20 protein-coding genes are annotated in these 22082 nt (G+C 70.4%); 8 read left to right on the forward strand and 12 right to left on the reverse strand.

Features of this window, described 5'->3' with window-relative positions; genetic code table 11:
- Positions 1-133: 2-oxo acid dehydrogenase subunit E2 (locus ACZ7DE_RS25335; protein ID WP_470765499.1), on the forward strand; the 133-nt coding region annotated here is incomplete at its 5' end.
- Positions 134-280: 147 nt separating this feature from the next.
- Here ACZ7DE_RS25335 and ACZ7DE_RS25340 read toward each other — a convergent pair.
- Together ACZ7DE_RS25340 and ACZ7DE_RS25345 are read right to left on the reverse strand one after the other, a co-directional pair.
- Positions 281-1528 (reverse strand): MFS transporter, encoded by a 1248-nt coding sequence (locus tag ACZ7DE_RS25340; RefSeq protein ID WP_470765501.1) that lies wholly within the window; start codon positions 1526-1528, stop codon positions 281-283.
- Positions 1529-1590: 62 nt separating this feature from the next.
- Positions 1591-2262, reverse strand: a complete 672-nt coding sequence (locus ACZ7DE_RS25345) for a GntR family transcriptional regulator (protein ID WP_470764943.1) — start codon at positions 2260-2262, stop codon at positions 1591-1593.
- 221 nt (positions 2263-2483) lie between these two features.
- On the opposite strand from ACZ7DE_RS25345, the gene ACZ7DE_RS25350 reads away from it, so the two are divergent.
- A complete protein-coding gene (locus tag ACZ7DE_RS25350) occupies positions 2484-3386 on the forward strand; it encodes a D-alanyl-D-alanine carboxypeptidase family protein (protein ID WP_470764945.1) in 903 nt (300 codons plus the stop codon).
- An 89-nt stretch (positions 3387-3475) separates the two neighbouring features.
- Here ACZ7DE_RS25350 and ACZ7DE_RS25355 read toward each other — a convergent pair whose 3' ends face one another.
- Positions 3476-4300, reverse strand: a complete 825-nt coding sequence (locus ACZ7DE_RS25355; protein WP_470764947.1) for a maleylpyruvate isomerase family mycothiol-dependent enzyme — start codon at positions 4298-4300, stop codon at positions 3476-3478.
- A 192-nt stretch (positions 4301-4492) separates the two neighbouring features.
- Here ACZ7DE_RS25355 and ACZ7DE_RS25360 point away from each other — a divergent pair, with 192 nt between their 5' ends.
- The gene (locus ACZ7DE_RS25360; RefSeq protein ID WP_470764948.1) at positions 4493-5314 is read left to right on the forward strand and encodes a carbon-nitrogen family hydrolase; all 822 of its coding nucleotides are present in this window, start codon (positions 4493-4495) and stop codon (positions 5312-5314) included.
- Between the two features lie 172 nt (positions 5315-5486).
- On the opposite strand, the gene ACZ7DE_RS25365 is transcribed toward ACZ7DE_RS25360, so the two are convergent.
- The gene (locus ACZ7DE_RS25365; RefSeq protein WP_470764950.1) at positions 5487-6326 is read right to left on the reverse strand and encodes a LysR family transcriptional regulator; all 840 of its coding nucleotides are present in this window, start codon (positions 6324-6326) and stop codon (positions 5487-5489) included.
- 105 nt (positions 6327-6431) lie between these two features.
- Between ACZ7DE_RS25365 and ACZ7DE_RS25370 the strand changes: the two genes are divergently transcribed.
- Positions 6432-7157: an SDR family oxidoreductase gene (locus ACZ7DE_RS25370; RefSeq protein WP_470764951.1), complete on the forward strand. Its 726-nt coding sequence runs from the start codon at positions 6432-6434 to the stop codon at positions 7155-7157.
- Between the two features lie 339 nt (positions 7158-7496).
- On the opposite strand, the gene ACZ7DE_RS25375 is transcribed toward ACZ7DE_RS25370, so the two are convergent.
- From ACZ7DE_RS25375 to ACZ7DE_RS25395, 5 genes are all read right to left on the reverse strand, one after another.
- A complete protein-coding gene (locus ACZ7DE_RS25375) occupies positions 7497-7994 on the reverse strand; it encodes an LURP-one-related/scramblase family protein (protein WP_470764953.1) in 498 nt (165 codons plus the stop codon).
- Positions 7995-8282: 288 nt separating this feature from the next.
- Positions 8283-8531 carry a DUF6458 family protein gene (locus ACZ7DE_RS25380; protein ID WP_470764954.1) on the reverse strand — a complete coding sequence of 83 codons (249 nt, stop codon included), beginning with the start codon at positions 8529-8531 and terminating at the stop codon, positions 8283-8285.
- Positions 8532-8656: 125 nt separating this feature from the next.
- Entirely contained in the window at positions 8657-9979 is a 1323-nt protein-coding gene (locus ACZ7DE_RS25385; protein ID WP_470764956.1) for a M18 family aminopeptidase, read from the reverse strand.
- 153 nt (positions 9980-10132) lie between these two features.
- On the reverse strand, positions 10133-11959 hold the full coding sequence (locus ACZ7DE_RS25390) for an acyl-CoA dehydrogenase (protein WP_470764958.1): 1827 nt from the start codon (positions 11957-11959) through the stop codon (positions 10133-10135).
- A gap of 52 nt (positions 11960-12011) precedes the next feature.
- Positions 12012-13058 carry an alpha/beta fold hydrolase gene (locus ACZ7DE_RS25395; protein ID WP_470764960.1) on the reverse strand — a complete coding sequence of 349 codons (1047 nt, stop codon included), beginning with the start codon at positions 13056-13058 and terminating at the stop codon, positions 12012-12014.
- A gap of 117 nt (positions 13059-13175) precedes the next feature.
- Here ACZ7DE_RS25395 and ACZ7DE_RS25400 point away from each other — a divergent pair, with 117 nt between their 5' ends.
- Together ACZ7DE_RS25400 and ACZ7DE_RS25405 are read left to right on the forward strand one after the other, a co-directional pair.
- Positions 13176-13658 (forward strand): SseB family protein, encoded by a 483-nt coding sequence (locus tag ACZ7DE_RS25400; protein WP_319337746.1) that lies wholly within the window; start codon positions 13176-13178, stop codon positions 13656-13658.
- A 125-nt stretch (positions 13659-13783) separates the two neighbouring features.
- The gene (locus ACZ7DE_RS25405) at positions 13784-14764 is read left to right on the forward strand and encodes a pirin family protein (protein ID WP_470764963.1); all 981 of its coding nucleotides are present in this window, start codon (positions 13784-13786) and stop codon (positions 14762-14764) included.
- A gap of 81 nt (positions 14765-14845) precedes the next feature.
- Here ACZ7DE_RS25405 and ACZ7DE_RS25410 read toward each other — a convergent pair whose 3' ends face one another.
- Both ACZ7DE_RS25410 and ACZ7DE_RS25415 read right to left on the reverse strand, forming a co-directional pair.
- Positions 14846-15763, reverse strand: a complete 918-nt coding sequence (locus tag ACZ7DE_RS25410) for a BRO-N domain-containing protein (RefSeq protein ID WP_470764965.1) — start codon at positions 15761-15763, stop codon at positions 14846-14848.
- Positions 15764-15828: 65 nt separating this feature from the next.
- Positions 15829-17991, reverse strand: a complete 2163-nt coding sequence (locus ACZ7DE_RS25415; RefSeq protein WP_470764967.1) for a SpoIIE family protein phosphatase — start codon at positions 17989-17991, stop codon at positions 15829-15831.
- Between the two features lie 155 nt (positions 17992-18146).
- On the opposite strand from ACZ7DE_RS25415, the gene aspS reads away from it, so the two are divergent.
- Positions 18147-19910, forward strand: coding sequence for an aspartate--tRNA ligase (gene aspS, locus ACZ7DE_RS25420; RefSeq protein WP_470764969.1), 1764 nt, complete (start codon positions 18147-18149; stop codon positions 19908-19910).
- Between the two features lie 148 nt (positions 19911-20058).
- Positions 20059-21000, forward strand: coding sequence for an intradiol ring-cleavage dioxygenase (locus ACZ7DE_RS25425; RefSeq protein ID WP_470764971.1), 942 nt, complete (start codon positions 20059-20061; stop codon positions 20998-21000).
- Between the two features lie 291 nt (positions 21001-21291).
- Here ACZ7DE_RS25425 and ACZ7DE_RS25430 read toward each other — a convergent pair whose 3' ends face one another.
- Positions 21292-21969 carry a hypothetical protein gene (locus ACZ7DE_RS25430; RefSeq protein WP_470764973.1) on the reverse strand — a complete coding sequence of 226 codons (678 nt, stop codon included), beginning with the start codon at positions 21967-21969 and terminating at the stop codon, positions 21292-21294.
- Between the last annotated feature and the right edge of the window lie 113 nt (positions 21970-22082).

The following is a 22082-nucleotide window of genomic DNA, read 5'->3' on the forward strand; positions in this document are numbered from 1 at the left end:
GAAACCACGTCAGGTGACCACCCTGGCCCTCAGCTTCGACCACCGCCTGGTGGACGGGGAACTGGGCTCCAAGGTGCTGGCCGACCTGGCGGCGATCCTGGAGCAGCCGAAGAAGTTGATCACCTGGGGCTGAGCGTCGAAGCCTCGCGGAGGGAGCCGCGCCCCGGCCACACGGGGCGCGGCTCCCTTTCCGCGTCCTCGCGCCCCCGCCCTCCGCGTCCCCAGGTCCCTGTGTCCCCGCGTCCCAGTGTCCCTGTGCCCCTGCGAGGCTGCACGCCCCCTAGGCGGGGACGTGGACCGTTTCCACCCTGCTGGCCACCAGCCGCTCCCGTTCCCGCCGGGCGGCCCGCCTGCGCAGGCGCAGGATCTGGCTGACGCCGAGCGCCTGAAGGACGAAGACGCAGGAGAAGGCGACCGTGTAGTCGTCACCGGTCGCGTCCAGCAGGACGCCGATCGCGAAGAGCGTCGTCATGGACGCCGTGAAGCCGCCCATGTTCGTGATGCCGGAGGCCGTCCCCTGGCGCTCGGGCGGGTTCGCCGGGCGGGCGAAGTCGAAGCCGAGCATGCTGGCGGGGCCGCACGCGCCGAGGACCGCGCAGAGCGCCACGAGCAGCCACATCGGCGCGCGGTCGCCCGGGTAGGCCAGCGTGGCCGCCCACATCAGGGCCGTCGCGCCCACCGTGCCCAGGGCCAGCGGCAGCCGCGCCCCGTGGTGACGGGCGACGACCTGGCCGTAGACCAGGCCCACGACCATGTTGGACAGGACCACCAGCGTGAGGAGTTCACCGGCCGTCGCCCGGGACAGGCCCTGTGCCTCCACCAGGAACGGCAGACCCCACAGAAGCAGGAACACCATCGCCGGGAACTGGGTGGTGAAGTGCACCCACAGGCCCAGCCGGGTGCCCGGCTCACGCCAGGACGCGGCGATCTGGCTGCGGACGTACGCGGCGCCCCGGTGCCGGAACGGTTCGGGTTCGTGGCCGTCGGGGTGGTCCTTCAGGAAGAGCAGCAGCAGGACCAGGACCACCACACCCGCCAGCGCGCTGCCCGCGAAGGCCGCCGTCCAGCCGATGCCGTGCAGCAGCCGGGCCAGGACCAGGGTGGAGACCAGGTTGCCCGCCATCCCCGCCAGGCCGGCGAGCTGCGCGACCATCGGGCCGCGGCGCGCCGGGAACCACCTGCTCCCCAGCCGCAGCACGCTGATGAACGTCATCGCGTCCCCGCAGCCGAGCAGGGCGCGGGAGGCGAGGGCCGTGCCGTAGGACGGGGAGAAGGCGAAGCCGAGCTGACCGGTCGTGAACAGCACGACGCCGATGGCCAGCACCTTCTTCGTGCCGAGCCGGTCGACCAGCAGGCCCACCGGGATCTGCATGCCCGCGTAGACCAGCAGCTGCAGGATCGAGAACGTCGACAGGGCCGAGGCGTTCACATGGAAGCGGTCGGCGGCGTCGAGGCCGGCGACCCCCAGGGAGGTACGGAAGATGACGGCGACGAAGTAGACGGAGACGCCGATCCCCCAGACGGCCATCGCGCGCCGTCCGCCGGGCGGGTCACCCGGAAGGGTGGAGTTCACGCCGCGGGGCACGGTGCTCATCGGACCTCCCCGCGGGCCAGGTGGGAGAACCAGCCGATGTGCCGGTGCACGATCTCCACGGCTCGTTCCGCGTCGCCGGAGCGCAGCGCCAGGAGGATCTCCTCGTGCTCGGTGAGGGTCTTGGCGATCCGGTCGGGGTGCGAGTGCAGGACGGCGACGCCCATGCGCAGCTGGCGGTCGCGGAGCTGGTCGTAGAGCCTCGAGAGGATCTCGTTGCCGCCGCTGCGGACGATCTCGGCGTGGAAGCAGCGGTCCGTCACGGCGGCCGCGGCCAGGTCGCCCGCCGCGGCCTGTTCCTTCTGCAGGGCGAGCAGTTCTTCCAGGCGCTCGATGAGACCGGCCGGCGCGGGGACGGCCTTGCGCGCCGCGTGCTCCTCCACCAGCAGCCGGGTCTCCACCACGTCCGCGATCTCCTGGGCGGAGACGGGCAGCACCAGCGCGCCCTTCTTCGGGTAGAGCCTGATCAGCCCCTCCACCTCCAGGCGCAGCAGCGCCTCGCGCACCGGTGTGCGCGAGACGCCCACGGCCTCGGCGAGCTCTCCCTCGGTGAGGAGGGTGCCGCCTCCGTAACGTCGGTCCAGGACACCCTGTTTGACGTGGGCGTACACGCGGTCGGCGGCGGGCGGCTGCTTGAGGGGAGCGAGGGCCGGCGGGGCGGAGGACTGCATGCCCACAGGATAGATACAACACGTACGCAACGGCGGACCGGTCCAGAATGCGGGACCGGTGAGGGGCGCGGTCGCGAGTCTCGCGGAAGTAATCCGAAATTCGGCCCAGCAGGCGCACAACTTTCTGTGCTACTTACGTGTCACACACATGCGGCCCCTTCTTCTTTCCCCTCCAACTCGGCCGCATCGCAGGGGCATTCGACGTAATCGGGGTATTTCAGTTGATAACCGCCACCAAGGGCGTCCGAGTTCGCAGAGCCGCCGCCGTCCTCGCCACGGCCAGTGCAGTGCTCGCCGGAGGAGTCCTCACCGCGGCACCCGCGCAGGCTGTCACGACGCCCACCATCACCGCCAAGGGCGGATACCTGATGAACAGCGCGACGGGCGCGACGCTGTACGCCAAGGCCGCCGACACCAAGCGGCTCACCGCCTCCACCACCAAGGTCATGACCGCCAAGGTCGTGCTGTCCCAGGCGAACCTGAACCTGGACACCAGGATCACGATCTCCAAGGCTGTCAGCGACTACATGGTCGCCAAGGGCTACCCGTCGTCCGCCCGGCTGATCGTCGGCGACAAGGTCACCGTCCGTCAGCTGCTGTACGGGATGATGCTGCCGTCCGGCTGTGACGCGGCGATGGCCCTCGCCGACAAGTTCGGCACCGGCACGACGGTCGCGGCCCGCACCAAGAACTTCATCGCCAAGATGAACACCACGGCCAAGAACCTGGGCATGACGAACACGCACTTCGACTCGTTCGACGGCCTCAGCAACGGCTCGAACTACTCGACGCCGCGGGACCTGACGAAGCTCGCCCGCAGCGTGATGAAGAGCGCCACGTTCAAGGCTGTCGTGAAGACCAAGTCGTACACGGCGAAGACGATCACCAAGACCGGCGCCACGCGCACCATGGGCGCCTGGGCCAACACCAACACGCTGCTGGGCTGGAACGGCACGCTCGGCGTGAAGACCGGCTCCGGCACCGAGGCCAAGTACTGCCTCATCTTCGCCGCCACGCTCAACGGCGAGTCCGTGATGGGCACGGTCCTCACGGCCCCCGACGCGGCGAACCGCACGGCGGACGTGAAGAAGCTCATCACCTACGGCTACGCGAAGATCAGCTGACCTCGCACACCGCATACGCGACGGGCCCGCCGTGATCCACACGGCGGGCCCGTCGCGTATGCCCCCACCGGCGGACCGGCGTCGGCGGACTACTTCGTGACCGCGAAGTTCCGCAGGATCGCCGCCGTGAGCTCGGGCTCGCCCTCCGCCTTCACCCGGTCCGCCACCGCTTGCGCCGTCACCCGGCCGCAGGCCAGGCGGACGTAGGTCTCCCAGTCGAGGGTGAACGCGGCGGCGGGTCCGAGCGCGGGCGCCGTCTCCAGGGTCCCGCGGCCCTGGATGTCGACGCGGATGGTGCGCAGGAACTCGATCGGGCCGTGCACGTCGAACACGACCGCGGAGCTGCGCGGCGCGTCGGCCTTCTCGGCGACGACCGCCGGGAGCTCGGCGAGCAGCGCGTCCCGGGCGATGTGCGCGCCGGGCGAGTCGAGGTTGCCGGGGCGGCCCAGGGCGGCGCGCAGATCCTGCTCGTGCACCCACACGTTGAACGCGTGGATGCGCATGGACTCCTCGAGCGTGAGCTCGGTGCCGAGCGGCCCGCGCACCTTAGCGGTGGGCTGGCGCGACTCGTTGCGCAGCTGCCGGTTGCGGCGGATGATCGTGTACTCCAGCTCCGACGTCATCTCCGGGGCCGTGTGGTGGCGGCGGACGTCGACCTGCATCTCCATGTAGCGCTGAAGGTCGTTGGTGACGTGGAACAGGTCGCGGGGGAGGGTGTGGATGGGGCGCGGGTCGCCGTACATCTCGCAGTCCAGCCCGATGACGTGCGACACGATGTCGCGGACCGACCAGCCCGGGCAGGGCGTCCGGCGGTTCCAGTCCGCTTCCACCAGTGGCAGCACCAGCTCGGATATCGCTTCGATGGAGTGGGTCCAGGCGTCGGCGTAGGGCTGGAGGGTGGGATGCAGACTCACGGAAACGGGACCCCTCGGCGGTCGGTACTCGGTGGCGTGCGGCGGCGTTGCCAGCGGGAGGTGGCGGGTGTCGGCAGATGTCGGCGGGTGTCTCGAAACGCTAAGTTACGCTGCTGTGAGGCACCCCGGCAGTGCTTTCGTGTGACGATCGTAGGCCCGTGTGGACTACTCGAATGCCAGGACGGTGGTAGTGTGCGCGCCTCTCTGATCCAGATCGCCGTAGAAGAGGGCGAATCGGTCGAAGCGCGGCGGGTGAGGGTTGCCGCGCTGGTGAGGGAACAGGCTGGTACGGCCGACCTCGTGGTGCTGCCCGAGCTGTGGACGACCGGGGCGTTCGCCTACGAGGAGTTCGGCCGTGAGGCCGAGCCCCTGCACGGGCCGACGGCCGAGGCGATGGCCAAGGCCGCGAGCGACGCGGGCGTGTGGCTGCACGCGGGCTCGATCCCGGAACGGGCGCCGTCCGGCGGCGGCTCCGCCGCGGGCGAGGGCGCCCTCTACAACACGTCGCTCGTCTTCTCCCCCTCCGGTGAATTGGCCGCCGCCTACCGCAAGATCCACCGGTTCGGCTTCGACAAGGGCGAGGCCGTGCTGATGGGCGCGGGCGAGGACCTGGTGACGGTGCGCCTTCCCGAGACGACCGTCGGCGTCGCCACCTGCTACGACCTCCGTTTCCCCGAGCTGTTCCGCGGCCTCGTGGACGCCGGCGCCGAGACCTTTGTCGTCCCCGCGGGCTGGCCGGAGCGCCGCCGGGCGCACTGGACGCTGCTGGCCCAGGCGCGGGCGGTCGAGAACCAGGCGTTCGTGCTCGCGTGTGGAACGGCCGGGACGCACGCCGGAGTTCCGCAGGCGGGTCACTCGATCGTGGTCGATCCGTGGGGCGAGGTGCTTGCCGAGGCAGGTGCGGGCGAGGAGGTCCTGACGGTCGAGTTCGACCCCTCGAAGGTCGCCACGACCCGGGAGCAGTTCCCGGCCCTCAAGGACCGGGTGCTCGGGCTACGGCCTCCACGCCGCTAGTGGCTTGTCACGCAGCCTTGGCCGGGTATTCGGTCCACTGCCGGGTGGGTGACTCGGGTGCGAGGGGGTCGTCGGCTCGGCACGGGCGTTGTGCCAGCGGACAGGGGAGGCGTTTGAGCTGCCAGTTGCTTGATCGGGGCTGCCGTTGGATGGCCGCCCACTTAATCCGAGTTCAAAGACGTGTTGCAACGCGGATCAGGTCAGCAACGGTACGAAGGCGGCTGTGCGGCGGCCAGGCGATCGCCGTTGTCACGGGCGGAGCGTCCAGGACCGGTACGGCGGCGAGGTCCCGGCGCAGGTCGGCGCTGGCTGACTCGGGAATGACCACGGTGGTACGGCCGAGCGCGATCAGCTGGAACAGCTGTGTCAGGTTCCGTACCTCTGCGCCCGGTCCCTCTGGGTAGCTGCCGCTGGGACCGGGCCAGCGCGCCATCGGGAGCTCTGGCAGCGTGGCGACGTCGGCCATCCGGATCTGGGAGCGGTTGGCGAGCGGGTGTGAGGCCGGCAGGATCGCGACCTGTCCCTCGGTGTACAGGTTTTCGGTGTCGAGCCCGGCTGCTGAGTCGAAGGGCAGGTGCAGCAGAGCTACGTCGGCTTGCCCGTCCTGCAGCAGCAGCTGGTGCTGGTGTGCCTCGCAGAGCAGTAGCTCGACGGTGGCTGCGCCGGGTTCCGCGGCGTAGGCGTCGAGCAGTTTCGTCAGCAGTTCGCCAGCGGTGCCGGACTTCACGGCGAGGACAAGGCTGGGGTGTGCTGTCGCGGCCCGACGGGTACGCCGCTCAGCTGCGGTCACTGCGCTGAGGATCGCGCGTCCTTCGGCCAGAAGCACGCCTCCGGCCGCGGTGAGCGTGACCTTGCGGCTGGTGCGTTCCAGCAGTGCGATTCCGAGCCGCCGTTCGAGCTGGGTGATCGCGCGGGACAGGGGCGGCTGGGCCATCCCGAGGCGCTGGGCAGCCTTGCCGAAGTGCAGCTCCTCGGCGACGGCGACGAAGTACCGCAGCTCGCGTATTTCCATGAGTCCAGGCTAATGACGGCTGACGGCAGATCGATACCGACCAGGTATCGCTGCACTACCGAGATGGTGTTGGTGCCCGGCCGCAGCACGAGCATTCTCGCTGTCATGAGCGAGAAGACGATCGCGCTGGTCACCGGCGCGAACAAGGGGATCGGGTATGAGATCGCGGCCGGGCTGGGTGCGCGGGGCTGGAGTGTCGGTGTCGGCGCCCGGGACGAGCAACGCCGGGAGGACGCCGTGGCGAAGTTGCGCGCGGCCGGCGCCGACGCGTTCGGCGTACCCCTGGACGTGACCGACGGCGGGAGTGTGACCGCCGCGGTCCAACTGATCGAGGAGCGGGCAGGACGGCTCGACGTACTGGTCAACAATGCCGGCGTTGCCGGCGGCTGGCCGGAGGAACCCACGACCATCGACCTCGAGACCGTGCGGCGACTGGTGGAGACCAACGTCATCGGCGTCATCAGGGTCACCAACGCAATGCTGCCGCTGCTTCGCCGCTCGGAGCACCCACGGATCGTCAACCAGTCCAGCCACGTCGGTTCCCTGACACTGCAGACCACGCCCGGCGTCGACCTCGGGGGGATCAGCGGGGGCTACGCGCCGACGAAGACCTACCTCAACGCCGTCACTACCCAGTACGCCAAGGAGCTGAGCGGCACCAACATCCTGATCAACAACGCCTGCCCCGGTTACGTGGCCACCGACCTCAACGGATTCAGCGGGACCCAGACCCCCGAGCAGGGCGCGGCGATCGCCATCAGGCTGGCGACCCTGCCGGACGACGGCCCTACCGGCCAACTGTTCGACGACAACGGGGTCGTGCCCTGGTGACCTGACCCTCGGTTACGTCCTCGTCGATCAGGCCGCCGCCGGTCGGACCCACGTGCACCCTGCGAAGATCGCTGTCGCTGGGCTGGACGACGTCCCATGGCGTTACGCAGCCTTGGCTGGGCATTCGGTCCAATGCCGGATGGGTGACTCGGGTGCGAAGCCAGTCTTCGGCTCGGCCCGGGCGTTGTGCCAGCGCATGTAGGCGGCGATGGCGGCGTTCTGCTCGTCGTGCGTGCGGTGGTCCGTGCCGTTGAGTGCGAAGTAGCGCAGCGCGGCGAACTCGGACTCGACCCAGTTCCGGGCGGATCGGCCGGCAGGGCCGGTCCGTCTCGGGCCGGCTCAGTCCTCTTCGCGCTCCTTGTCGGCGAGGTGGATCACGCACACCGCCACGGCGATCAGCAGCGCGGGATCGGCGTCCTCGCGGACGACGTCGACGCCGTAGGTCTCCCGGACGTGCAGCCACCGCCGGGAGACGACGGCCAGCAGTTCGCCGTCGTACTCGACCGCGAACTCCCGGTCGAGGATCCGCCCGCTGACGTCGAGTTCGGTACGGCCGTCGGCCAGGGCCACCCGGTAGTGGTTGCGCAGCAGCGACAGCCGCTTGCGCCGGATCGTGGCCAGCGGCTCGCCGTCCCGCTCGATCACCATGGTGTCCCGCAGGGCGAACATCTTCTGGTGGATGTCGATCAGGACCCGCCCGCGGGTGTCCTTCAACTCGAAGGTGTCCCGCAGTCGCATCGCCTTGCCGTCGACGAGGTACGCCTTGTCGCCGCGGTCGTCCTCGATCCAGTAGTCGTCACCGATGCCGAGGAGCCGGTCGCGCACGAGGAATCTCATACGGGTACCGCTTCCCCGCCGTCGGCGCGGGAACGCCGGGGATACGCCGACCGGCTGAATGCCCGTGGGCCGGTGTCAGCGCCGCGGACCCGGCCTCGAGGCACGGGCGCGGCGCGCGTCCGGCCACGACGGAATCACCCGAAGCACCGGCGGTGCGGGCCCTGCGGCTCCACCCCCGGGTCTCCGGCATCCCCGGCCTTCACGGTCCCGGGGTCTTCACGATGTTCACACAAGGTCGCCAGGCACACCGCGCCGAGGAACGCGCGGGGTGCCGTCTCCGTCAGGCCGTCAGACGCCGTAGCCGTCGCTGTATCCGTCGTGGTGACGTCGCTCCGTCTCGACCACCGTGGTCGAGGCCGGCGGCACCATGACGCGGCGGCGCCGGGCGATGCTGCTGAAGGTCGTCACGCCGATCAGGCCGACGATCATCAGGATGACGCCGACCAGGTCGAGGTTGACGCCCTGCATGTCCCAGTCGGTCGCGAACGTGAGGATGGCTCCCACGGCGATGAGGATGATGCACCCGCCGAGGCCCATGATGTCGCCTCCCTGTCAGGAGTACCGGTCGGTCCGGCTCCGACATCCGGGTACCCCGCCCGGCAACTCCCATGCGGGCGCCGACCCTTGCGCTCACCCGGGGCCGGCCCCGACGGGCGGGGCGGCTACCCCTGCAGGAACGCCACCAGCGCGTTGGCCAGCAGGTACGGGTCGGCGTCGCCGCACAACTCCCGCGCGCTGTGCATCGACAGGATGGCCACGCCGATGTCGACCGTGCGGATGCCGTGCCGGGCCGCGGTGATCGGGCCGATGGTCGTGCCGCACGGCATGGAGTTGTTGGAGACGAAGGTCTGGAAGGGCACGCCCGCCTTCTCGCAGGCGGCGGCGAAGATCGCGCGGCCGGTGCCGTCCGTCGCGTAGCGGTTGTTGACGTTGACCTTGAGGATCGGACCGCCGTTGACCCGCGGGTGGTGCGTCGGGTCGTGCCGCTCCGCGTAGTTGGGGTGGACGGCGTGGCCGGTGTCGGAGGACAGACAGACGGTCCCTGCGAAGGCTCTCGCCCGGTCCTCGAACGATCCGCCCCGGGCGAAGACCGAACGTTCCAGCACGCTGCCGAGCAGCGGGCCGTCGGCGCCCGTGTCGCTCTGCGAGCCGTTCTCCTCGTGGTCGAAGGCGGCCAGGACCGGGATGTACGGCAGCTCCCCGCCGCCGGCCGCCACGGCCGCCAGCGCCGCCGTGCCGGCGTGCACGGACAGCAGGTTGTCCATCCGCGGGCCGGCCACCAGCTCCTCGTCGCGGCCCAGGTAGGCGGGCGGCTCGACGGAGTGCACCATCAGGTCCCAGCCGGTGACCTGGCCCGCGGCCAGCCCGGCCTCCTGCTCCAGGAAGGCGATCAGATCGCCGTCGCGCATGTCGTTGCCCAGACCCCAGACGGGCTGGAGGTGGCGCTGCTTGTCCAGCTTGAGGCCGTCGTTGTTGACCGAGCGGTCCAGGTGGATGGCCAGTTGGGGGACGCGCAGGAGCGGACGGCCGACGTCGACCAGGTGCGTCGAGCCGTCGCGCAGGGTCAGCCGTCCCGCCAGGCCCAGGTCACGGTCGAGCCAGGAGTTGAGCAGCGGTCCGCCGTAGATCTCCACCGCCACCTGGCGCCAGCCGTGCGCGCCGGTGTCGGGCTGCGGCTTGACGCGCAGGTTGGGGGAGTCGGTGTGCGCGCCGACGATCCGGAACGGCGTGTGCGGCGCGGCGCCCTCGGGGACGTACCAGGCCACGATGGCGCCCCCGCGCAGCACGTACCTGCCGCCGCTCCCCGAGGCGGAGGCCGCCGATGTCTCCGCGTCCCAGGCGTCCGTCTCCGAGACCTGCCGGAAACCGGCCTTCTCCAGCCGCTCGGCGGTGGCCGCCACGGCGTGGTACGGCGACGGGCTCGCCGTCAGGAACGTCATGAGGTCGTCGGTGTGGCCGCGGTCGAAGCGGGAGGGTTCGCTCATGGGGTTCACCTTAACGACGTACGAAAGCCCGCTCCCGGAGATGGGAGCGGGCCTTCGTGAGGACAGTGTGGAGTGGTGACCGGGGCTGCTCGGCCGGAGTGCTCCGGAGGGAGCTCCGCGGTCGTCCGGTTGTCCGGGTGGTCCTGGTGAGTCCTAGAAAGCGGCCTCGTCCAGCTCCATCAGGTCCAGCTCGACGCCCTCGGCGACCTTGCGGGCCAGGGTGACGCCGGGCAGGACGTTGGCCGCGAAGAACTTCGCCGCCGCGATCTTGCCGGTGTAGAACGCCCGGTCCTTCGCCGAGGCCGTCTCCAGCTTCTCGGCGGCGATCGCCGCGCCCTTGAGGAGCAGGTAGCCGACGATCACGTCGCCGGAGGCGAGCAGCAGGCGCGTGGTGTTCAGGCCCACCTTGTAGATGTTCTTGACGTCCTGCTCGGTGGCCGCGAGGTCGGTCAGCATCAGGCCGACGATGGCCTCCAGCTCGACGGCGGCCTTGGCCAGGTGCTCGCGGGCGCCCGCCAGGTCCTCGCCACCGGTGCCGAGCGCCAGGAACTTCTTGATGTCCTCGGCGAGGGAGTTCAGCGCCGCGCCCTGGTTGCGGACGATCTTCCGGAAGAAGAAGTCCTGGCCCTGGATCGCGGTGGTGCCCTCGTAGAGGGTGTCGATCTTGGCGTCGCGGATGTACTGCTCGATCGGGTACTCCTGCAGGAAGCCGGAGCCGCCGAAGGTCTGCAGCGACTGGGCGAGCTGCTCGTAGCCCTTCTCGGAGCCGTAGCCCTTGACGATCGGCAGGAGCAGGTCGTTGAGGGCGTGCTCGGTCTTGGTGTCCTCGCCGGCCGCCTCCTTGACCGCGATGGCGTCCTGGATCGAGGCCGTGTAGAGGACGAGGGCGCGCATGCCCTCCGCGTACGCCTTCTGCGTGATCAGCGAGCGGCGCACGTCGGGGTGGTGGGTGATGGTGACCTTGGGCGCGGCCTTGTCCATGAAGTTCGCCAGGTCGGGACCCTGGACGCGCTCCTTGGCGTACTCCAGCGCGTTGAGGTAGCCGGTGGAGAGCGTGGAGATCGCCTTCGTGCCGACCATCATGCGGGCGAACTCGATGATGCGGAACATCTGGCGGATGCCGTCGTGCTTGTCGCCGATCAGCCAGCCCTTGGCGGGGTGCTGGTCGCCGAAGGTCATCTCGCAGGTGTTGGAGGCCTTCAGGCCCATCTTGTGCTCGACGTTCGTGGCGTAGGCGCCGTTGCGCTCGCCCAGCTCGCCGGTCTCGAAGTCGAAGAGGAACTTCGGGACGAGGAAGAGGGACAGGCCCTTGGTGCCGGGACCGGCGCCCTCGGGACGGGCCAGCACGTAGTGGAGGATGTTCTCCGACATGTCGTGCTCGCCGGACGTGATGAAGCGCTTGACGCCCTCGATGTGCCAGGAGCCGTCCTCCTGCTGGACGGCCTTGGTGCGGCCGGCGCCGACGTCCGAGCCGGCGTCCGGCTCGGTGAGGACCATCGTGGAGCCCCACTGCTTGTCGACGGCGATCTGCGCGATCTTCTTCTGGACGTCGTTGCCCTCGTCGAAGAGGATGCCGGCGAAGGCCGGGCCGGAGGAGTACATCCACACGGCCGGGTTCGCGCCGAGGATCAGCTCCGCGTACGCCCAGATCAGCGACGGCGGGGCGGTGGTGCCGCCGATCTCCTCGGGCAGGCCGAGGCGCCAGTACTCGGAGTCCATGAAGGCCTGGTAGCTCTTCTTGAACGACGCGGGCACCGGCGCGGTGTTGGTCTCCGGGTCGAAGACCGGCGGGTTGCGGTCGGCGTCCGAGAAGGACTCCGCCAGCTCGTTCTCCGAGAGGCGGGTCAGCTCCTCAAGGATGCTTTTCGCGGTCTCGGTGTCCATCTCCTCGAACGGGCCGGTGCCGTACAGCTTGTCGCGCCCGAGTACTTCGAAGAGGTTGAACTCGATGTCGCGGAGATTCGACTTGTAGTGCCCCATGGCGACGGCTCCCGGCTCCCTAGAGAGATCGGCGAGGCACTGGATCCTCGCGCTAGTTCACGTACCAACAAGTAGCTACGATGATGCTACCCGTCGGTAATAAGTCGCAACCCCTACTCGGCCAAGTGTGAGAAGGGTCTACCCGACGGGATCGGCGAGAGCGGCCGCCGAAGACTCCGCGGCCGGGTGCGCCGGGACGCCGGTGGCGCTGGCGGTTTCGGTGGCGGAGCCGTCGCGCGCCGGTGAGGGCGCCGGTGAGCAGTCGGGCCCAGTGCGCGGGGTGCTCGGCGAAGGGCAGGTGGCCGCCCGGCAGCTCGGCCAGGCGCGCTCCCGGGATCCCGTCCGCCGTGGCCCGGTGCAGCCGGGGCGGAACCAGTCGGTCGTCCGTCGGCGAGATCACCAGTGTCGGCGCGGTGATCCGGGCCAGGTCGGCGCGGACGTCGGTCCGTGTCACCAACTCCACCTGGGCGGCGGCGCCTTCCGGGGACGTCCGCCCGGTCAGCTTCGCCGCCGCACGGAGCTCCGCGGCCGTCATCGCGTTCAGCGCGGCCGGGCTCAGGGCGTGTGCCAGCAGGAACCGCCCGAGGGTCTCGGCGTCCCCGGCCGTGCAGAGCGCTTGCCACACCTGGGCGTTGAGCCGCAGCTCCGCGTCCGCGTGGACGAAGGGGGCGGTCAGGACCAGCGCGGTCACCCGCTCGGGATGCCGCGCGGCCAGTCGTATCGCTACCGCTCCGCCCAGGGAGTACCCGCTGACGGCGAACCGCTCCAGCCCCTGCGCGTCGGCGGCGGCCGTCAACTCGTCCACCAGCGTGTCCAGTTCGAGCGGATGCGTGCCGGCCGGCGTGCCGCCCGTGCCGGGGTAGTCGACGCCGACGACCGTGTGCCCGGCCGCCAGGGCGTCCATGACCGGCCCGTAGTTCACCCCGACGGATCCGCCGGCGCCGTGCGCGAGCAGCAGACCGGGGCCGGAGCCGCGGACCGTGCGGGCGTAGGGGGAGTGCGGGGACGACGGGGGCGGTGAGGAGGGGCGGGGGGACGTGGGCTGCGAGGCCCCGAGCTGCGCGGAGGGCAGGGGTGGCAGGGGGTCGGGGGAGGGCATGCTGCTCCGTATATCTCTAGTGATCGATACGGAAACACCCTAACGGCATTTCATAGCGGTCGCTAGATAAATCGCCCGGCCGCTCGCCGTCCGCCTCGTCTCGGTACGCTTGCGCTCATGTACGGATACGGCCAGCCCATGGACGGGGGCGCCGCACAACAGCAGTACGCCCCGCCGCAGCAGCAGATGCCCGGCGGCCACGGCGGCTACGGCCAGCAGCCGCCGCTCTATCCGGAGCCGTCCCCGCCGTCCCTCGCGGACGCGGTGCGCGCCTTCACCACCGGCCAGCTGGCCGCCGAGGACTTCCAGCAGGTCTTCGCGACCTCCAAGGTCTACTGCCCGCGCGGCGACAACCCCGGTTTCCTCGCGCTGCACAACACCCAGCAGCCGGTGATCCCGATGTTCACCAGCCTCAAGGAACTGCGCCGGTACGCGGGCAAGGAGTCCAAGTACTTCGTGATCACGGGGGCCGAGGTGATCGACCTGCTGCCCACCGGGTACGGCTTCGTCCTCGACATGGAGGGCGAGCACCGGATGGTGTTCGACGCCAAGGCCGTCGAGCAGATGGTCGAGTTCGCGATGCGTCGTATGTACGGCTGAGCGTTTCGCAGGTCTTGTTCTGGGAGTGCCCGGAGGGAATGTCCTCCGGGCCTTCGTCGTTACGGGTAGCAGAAAGTTCAACGCTCAACTAAACTGGGACGTACGTCGCCCAAGGAGGTACGGACATGCCCGCAGTGACCGTCGAGAACCCGCTGACCCTGCCGCGCGTCGCGGCATCGGCCGACGCGGTCGCACGTCCCGTGCTCACCGTCACGACCGCGCCCAGCGGTTTCGAGGGTGAGGGCTTCCCGGTGCGCCGTGCGTTCGCCGGGATCAACTACCGCCACCTCGACCCGTTCATCATGATGGACCAGATGGGCGAGGTGGACTACGCGCCGGGCGAGCCGAAGGGCACGCCCTGGCACCCGCACCGCGGCTTCGAGACCGTCACCTACATCATCGACGGGATCTTCGACCACCAGGACAGCCAGGGCGGCGGCGGCACCATCACCAACGGCGACACCCAGTGGATGACGGCCGGCTCGGGCCTCCTGCACATCGAGGCGCCGCCGGAGTCGCTGGTCATGTCCGGCGGTCTCTTCCACGGCCTCCAGCTGTGGGTGAACCTGCCGGCCAAGGACAAGATGATGGCCCCGCGCTACCAGGACATCCGCGGCGGTCACGTGCAGCTCCTGACGACCCCGGACGGCGGCGCGCTCCTGCGCGTCATCGCGGGCGAGCTGGACGGGCACGCGGGCCCCGGCATCACCCACACCCCCATCACGATGGTCCACGCGACCCTCGCGCCGGGTGCGGAGCTCACTCTTCCGTGGCGCGAGGACTTCAACGGGCTCGCCTACGTCCTGGCGGGTCGCGGTTCGGTCGGTGCGGAGCGCCGCCCGATCCACTTGGGGCAGACGGCGGTCTTCGGCGCGGGTTCCTCGCTGACGGTCCGCGCGGACGAGAAGCAGGACTCCCACACGCCCGACCTGGAGGTCGTCCTCCTCGGCGGACAGCCGATCCGCGAGCCCATGGCCCACTACGGCCCGTTCGTCATGAACACCAAGGACGAGCTGATGCAGGCGTTCGAGGACTTCCAGAAGGGGCGCCTCGGGACGATCCCCGCGGTGCACGGCATGACGGAGGGCGGCCCCCGGACCGCCTGAGATCCGGTAACTTGAGAGAAGGCCCGAAGCCGCAACTTTGTCTTGCGACTTCGGGCCTGTCTCATCCCACGGCGCTCCCGTCTACGGCAGCACGTAGACGGGAGCGCCGTCGGCAGAACAGCCCGCCTGCCGCACGCACCCCCGCTTGAGCAGCAGGCGCAGACAGTCGTGGACGCGTTCGTGCGACAGCCCCGTGCGCGTGGCGATCTCCTCCACGCGGTAGCGGGCCTCGCCGTTCACCAGCGCCGGGGCGAGGAGGGCCGCGACGGCGTGCACGTCATCCGTGACGACGAGGTTCTTCGCCTTCCAGACGGCGAGAATCGCCTGGGGCGTCAGGCCAGCGTCGGCGGCGGGCAGGGAGCGGTGGGCGGGGCGGTCGAGGGCCGCTGCGATGCCCTGCCGGCCTTGGTTGATCTGCCGCAGCAGATCGTTGCGCTCTTCGGCGAAGGCAGCCAGCCTCTCGTCCATCTGCATGTTGCGTTCCTCGAGCCGCACGAGGGCGTCGACGACCTGTTCGGGCATGACGTACGAGATGCCGCCGGCGGGCGCGGGTTGCACGGGGGACGGTTCCAGGGAGTAGGAGCCGTCGTGAAGGACAGTTCTGATGACCTCGGAGACCCAGGCCTTGAACGGCTCGCACTCTGGTTTGGAGCATCCGTTGACGAGCCTGACAAGCCCCTTCAGGTTCACCATGTTCATCGACTTCTTGAGCCCGTGACCTGCGACTTTGTGTGAAGCGTCTGCTCCGAAGACGCTTTGTGCAAGGTCGCTCAAGGTCTTCTTGCAATCTGCTGCGACGTGCGCGATGAGCGCTTGACGTGTGTTCACGTACCCCAGTTCCGTGGCGACGTCTGCCGCCACGAACCAGTGCTCCCCGTCCGGTGTCGTCAGCCTCCTGAGTCGCGCCCCCGTCGCCGCGAAGACGAAGTCGTTGATGTCGATCGCGTCCTGGTGTGCCGCCGGCTGATTCGGCGGCGGTGTGTCGTTCTGCTCGTACATCGAGCATCACCTCCGCCTCGGACGCTAGGCATATGCCCGACCCGCGCGGGGCCCGTGACGGAGGTTCATCCTTTCAGGGGATGCTGAGGCATCGTTTCTGCAGGTCGCCGGGGGTCCTGGGGCTCGTGGAGTTCGAACCAGATGCTCTTGCCCTTGCCCCGGGGCGCCACGCCCCAGGTGTCCGCGAGCAGTTCGATGAGGACCAGGCCGCGCCCGGAGGAGGCCATCTCACCGGGGCGGCGCAGGTGCGGGAGGTCGTCGCCGGTGTCGGTGACCTCGATGCGGAGCCGGCGTTCGCCGGGGGCGCCCGTGACCTCGGCGACGAGCAGCGCGTCCGCGTCGGTGTGGACGAGGACGTTCGTCAGCGTCTCGGAGACGAGCAGGACGGCCGAGTCGATCTGGTCCTCGCTCGGCCAGTCGTGCAGCAGCTCGCGCAGCTGCTGGCGGGCCGCGGCGATCCGCTCGGGCTCGGCCTGCGCGACCGTCAGCATCGTGCGGCGCACCGGGTGCCGCACCGGCGCCAGCGCGCTGCCCGGGCCGCAGCCGCCCTCGCCCTGCCGGCACAGGAGCAGTACCGCTATGTCGTCCTCGCGGCGGTCCGCCAGGGGGCCCGTTGTGTGGTGGGAGGAGGGGCCGTGCACCGCCTGCACCAGGGCGTCGGCCAGCTCCTCCAGGTCCCCTTCGTGTGCCTCCAGGGTCTTTCGGACGCGCCGCCAGCCGGTGTCGAGGTCGTGGCCCCCGGTCTCCAGCAGGCCGTCGGTGCACAGCATCATCGCCTCGCCCGGTTCCAGGGCGAGCCGGGTGGTGGGGTAGTCGGCGTCCGGGTCGATGCCCAGGGGCAGGCCCCCGGCGGTGGCGCGGACCAGCACCGTGCCGTCGGCCATCCGGATCGCGGGGTCCAGATGACCGGCCCGGGCGGCCTCCAGGACGCCCGTCGCCGGGTCGACCTCTATGTACAGGCAGGTGGCGAACCGCGGATCGGCCCCGGCGTCCGTGGAGGTGAGGCCGTGGAAGAAGCCGGAGGCGCGGGAGAGGACGGCGTCGGGGCGGTGGCCCTCGGCGGCGTACGCCCGTACCGCTATGCGCAGCTGGCCCATGAGGCTCGCGGCGCGGACGTCGTGGCCCTGGACGTCGCCGATGACCAGGGCGAAGCGGCCCCTTGGCAGCGGAATCATGTCGTACCAGTCGCCGCCGACCTGGAGGCCGCCGCCGGTCGGTATGTAGCGGGCGGCCAGGGTCATGCCCGGTATCTCGGGGCCGAGGGTGGGGAGCATGGAGCGTTGCAGACCGTCGGTCAGCTCACGCTGAGTCTCCGCCGCGCCGGCGCGGGTGAGGGCCTGGGCGAGCATCCGCGCCACGGTCGTCAGCACGGACCGCTCGTCCGGGGTGAACGCCACCGGGTACGCGAAGGCGGCCATCCAGGCGCCCATCGTGCGGCCGGCCACCGTCAGGGGCAGAAACGCCCATGAGTGACGGCCGAAGTGCGCGGCCATCGGCCAGGTCAGCGGATAGCGCTCCTTGTAGTGCTCGGGCGAGGACAGGTACACGGCCCGCCCGGTGCGGACCACCTCGGCGGCCGGATAGTCCGTGTGGATGGACATCTGGGTGAAGGGGTCCTCGTCGCCGGGCTGCTGTCCGTGGTGGCCGATGATCGTCAGTCGGTCGCCCTCCACGCCGAAGACGGCCAGTCCGTCCGGTGAGAAGCCCGGCATCGACAGGCCCGCGGCGACCCGCAGCACCTCCTCCGTGGACCGCGCCTCGGCCAGCGCCCGGCCCGCGTCCAGCAGGAACGCCTCCCGGGAGCGCCGCCAGTCGCCGGTGACGGCGGTCCGTCCGGCGGCGGTGCCCGGCGTCGGCTCGGTGACCTCCTGGAGGGTGCCGATCAGCTCGTACGCCTTGCGCGCCTGGTCGAAGGACGGCTTGGAGCGACTGCGCACGACCCGGACGATCCGCCCCCGGTCGTCCATGATCCGGACCCGCACCTCGGCGAGGGTGCCCTCGGCGACGGCGAGCTGCACCACGCCGGTGATCTCGTTCCAGTCGACGGGGTGCAGTCGGGCCCGGGTCTGTGCCTCGGTGAGGACCGTCTCCTCCGGGGGCAGCCCGAGCAGCCGGGCCGCCTCGGCGTCGACCGTGACCAGCCCGGTGGCGGTGTCCCAGTGCCACACGCCGGTCGCGAGGGAGACAAGGACCTCCCCCACGGCGGGCAGCGGCTCGCCAGTGCGCATTGCCCCACTTTAAGAAGAGGAGAACGAAGAGTGCCACTGATCACCGGCGTCGCGGCCGCCCGGTAATGGTGGGAGGCGAGCACGGCGTGCCCGGTACGCTGGGGGTTGTTTCACGTGAAACGTGCCCCCGATCCGCGAAGACTGGATGAACGACGATGCATCGGTACAGGTCCCACACCTGCGGCGAGCTCCGCGCCTCTGACGTCGGCAGCGACGTCCGGCTGAGCGGCTGGCTGCACAATCGGCGCGACCTGGGCGGCATCCTCTTCATCGATCTGCGCGACCACTACGGCATCACGCAGCTCGTCGCCCGTCCGGGCACGCCCGCCTACGAGGCCCTCGACAAGCTGACCAAGGAGTCGACGGTCCGCGTCGACGGCAAGGTCGTCTCGCGTGGCGCGGAGAACGTCAACGCGGACCTGCCGACCGGCGAGATCGAGGTCGAGGTCGGCGAGGTCGAGCTGCTGGGCGCGGCCGCCCCGCTGCCCTTCACGATCAACACCGAGGACGGGGTCAACGAGGAGCGGCGCCTGGAGTACCGCTTCCTGGACCTGCGCCGCGAGCGCATGCACCGCAACATCATGCTGCGCACGGCGGTCATCTCGGCCATCCGGCACAAGATGACGGCGCTGGGCTTCAACGAGATGGCGACGCCGATCCTGTCCGCGACCTCCCCCGAGGGCGCCCGCGACTTCGTCGTCCCGTCCCGGCTGCACGCCGGCAGGTTCTACGCCCTGCCGCAGGCCCCGCAGCAGTTCAAGCAGCTGCTGATGATCTCGGGCTTCGACCGCTACTTCCAGATCGCGCCCTGTTTCCGTGACGAGGACGCCCGCGCGGACCGCTCGCCGGGCGAGTTCTACCAGCTCGACGTCGAGATGAGCTTCGTCGAGCAGGAGGACGTCTTCCAGCCGATCGAGAAGCTCATGACCGAGCTGTTCGAGGAGTTCGGCGGCGGTCGCCACGTCACCTCCCCCTTCCCGCGGATCCCGTTCCGCGAGTCGATGCTGAAGTACGGCTCCGACAAGCCGGACCTGCGGGCCCAGCTGGAGCTCGTCGACATCACCGACATCTTCGAGGGCTCGGAGTTCAAGGCGTTCGCCGGCAAGCACGTGCGCGCGCTGCCGGTGCCGGACGTCTCCGCGCAGCCCCGGAAGTTCTTCGACCAGCTGGGCGACTTCGCGGTCTCGCAGGGCGCGAAGGGCCTGGCCTGGGTCCGGGTCGCCGAGGACGGCTCCCTGTCCGGTCCGATCGCGAAGTTCCTGACCGAGGAGAACGTCGCCGAGCTGACCAAGCGCCTGTCGCTGGCCGCCGGGCACGCGGTGTTCTTCGGCGCGGGTGAGTTCGACGAGGTCTCGAAGATCATGGGCGCGGTGCGGGTCGAGGCCGCCAAGCGTGCCGGTCACTTCGAGGAGGGCGTCTTCCGGTTCTGCTGGATCGTCGACTTCCCGATGTACGAGAAGGACGAGGAGACCGGCAAGATCGACTTCTCGCACAACCCGTTCTCGATGCCGCAGGGCGGCCTGGAGGCCCTGGAGACCCAGGACCCGCTGGACATCCTCGGCTGGCAGTACGACATCGTCTGCAACGGCGTCGAGCTGTCCTCCGGTGCGATCCGCAACCACGAGCCCGAGATCATGCTCAAGGCGTTCGAGATCGCCGGCTACGACCATGAGACCGTCGAGGAGAAGTTCGCCGGCATGCTGCGCGCGTTCCGCTTCGGCGCCCCGCCGCACGGCGGTATCGCGCCCGGCGTCGACCGCATCGTCATGCTGCTGGCCGACGAGCCGAACATCCGCGAGACCATCGCCTTCCCGCTCAACGGCAACGCCCAGGACCTGATGATGGGCGCGCCGACGGAGCTGGAGGAGGCCCGGCTCAGGGAGCTGCACCTGTCGGTGCGCAAGCCGCAGCCGAAGTAGCGGGGCGACCGCCGGCACGGCGGGAGGCGCACGAAGAACGCCGGGTGGCCCGGAACCGACGTCGGTTCCGGGCCACTTTCGTTTTCTCGGGGAAATGACAGCTCCCGCCCATGCTCCTGACAGGGTGCGTCCCTAGCGTCCCGGCCTCATGACGGAAACCCAGAAACCCCACAGCGAACAGGACTTGACGCGCCGCAAGGTCGTGGTCGCCGGTGTGGGCGGCATCGCGGCGGCGGGGCTGGGCGGCACCGCCTTCACGGCCAGCGCTGCCGCCGAGCGCGGCAGCCCCGCTCGGACCGGTACCGGCGCGGAGGCCTGCTACCTCCTGACCTCGGAGACGGTCGAGGGCCCCTACTACATCGACGCCGACAAGCTCCGCCGGGACGTCACGGAGGACCGGGAGGGCATCCCGCTCCTCCTCGGCCTCGAGGTGATCGACTCCGAGACCTGCAGGCCGGTCGGGAACGCGGCCGTCGACATCTGGCACTGCGACGCGGCGGGCGTCTACTCGGGCTACGAGGACCAGGGCAACGGAGGCGGCGGGGGCGGCCCCGCGCCCACCGGCGAACCTCCCACCGGCGCACCCACCGGCGCGCCCCCGGGAGGCGGCCACCAGGAGCCCACGGACGACAGCCGCTACCTGCGCGGCACGTGGCGGACGGACCGGCACGGTCGCGTGTCCTTCCGGACGGTGTTCCCGGGCTGGTACCGGGGCCGGTGCGTCCACATCCACGTCAAGGTGCACGTCGACGGGGAGTGGACCGACGCCGGGTACGAGGGCGGGCACACCTGCCACACCGGCCAGTTCTTCTTCGACGAGACGTCCGTCCTGGCCTCCGCGGCGGTGGAGCCGTACGCGAGCAACACCGCCGAGCGCACGACCCTCGCCGAGGACACGATCTACGACCAGAGCGGCACCCGGGGCGGCCTGCTGAGGCTGCGGTACGACAGGCGCGACATCTCCAAGGGCGTCCACGGGACGATCACCGTAGGGATCGACCCCGAGGCGACGCAGGACGGCCAGGGGCCACCGCCGCAGCCCAGCGCGTCGGCGTCCGCCTCGCCGTCACCGTCCGCCCCGGCGGGCTGACGGCTTCGGCTCGGCTTGGGGGGCTCGCCTTCGGCCGGCTGAAGGGCCCACGCCCCGGACACCGCCGGACACCGCCGTCCGCTGTGCCCCGGACACCGCCGTCCGCTGTGCCCCGGACACCGTCGTCCGCTGTCCCCCCCGACGCCACCCATGACGGCACCGACGACGCCGTCCAGCCGGGCGTGTCCGCCTCGGCGTCGGACACCGCGTCGGCCTCGGCGAGCTGATCCGGCGGGGGCGTCCCGTCCGGCCGGCCCTTCCGTCGGGACGCGCCCGGCTCGCTCGCCCGGCTCAATCGTCCGGCGACGCCCCCTCCTCCAACAGCCGCTCCGCGATGTCCGTCGACCAGGACTGGGCCCATGCCCGCAGGTCGGCGATGTCGTCGGCCGCAAGGCCGTACAACGTGAACGCGCTGTCCGGGTAGTGGTCGGTGCCCGTCAGACGGGCCTGGAGGGTGGGCAGATCGAAGTCGTCCCGGGCATGGCGGCGCGCCAGTTCCTCCAGGTCGGGGTGGGTGAAGCGGGTGGACGCGGCCCTCGCGTCGATCAGGTCGACCGCCAGCCCGCGGTCGTAGAGCGCCCTGATCTTCGTGCCCACCGCGTCCGGCAGGCAGAGCGCCGGTCCATAGCGGGTCTCGACGGGCGGGCTCCAGAAGGTCTCCTTGTGCAGGGCCAACCGGAGGACCGTGTCCGTGGCGCGGTCCAGCACGGACAGGTGCGCGGACAGCGGGTCGCTGTCCTGGAGCGTCGCCTCGTGCCGGCCCCGCGAGGTGAGCGCCCCGCTCAGCTCCTCGGCGAGCAGGGGCATCGGCTCGGCGCTCTCGGTCGCCAAGTCCACGTTGTCGTGCGGGCGTTGGAGCAGCCCGTGCGCCTGGAGGGCGTAACCGCCGGCCAGGGTCCAGGAGGCCGCGGGCAGGGCCTCGCCGAAGACCTCGGCGAGGAGACGAAGGTGGGGTTGGAGAAGGTCCACCGATCAGTCGTAGCAGGTCCGGCCGCCGTGCGGGGCTGCGGCACACGCGACGCAACCGCCCCCCCGCTCCCACCCCGGTCCTGGACCCGCTCCCGATCCCTCCGGGGCCCGGG

The organism is Streptomyces sp. NPDC037083, assembly GCF_055606485.1.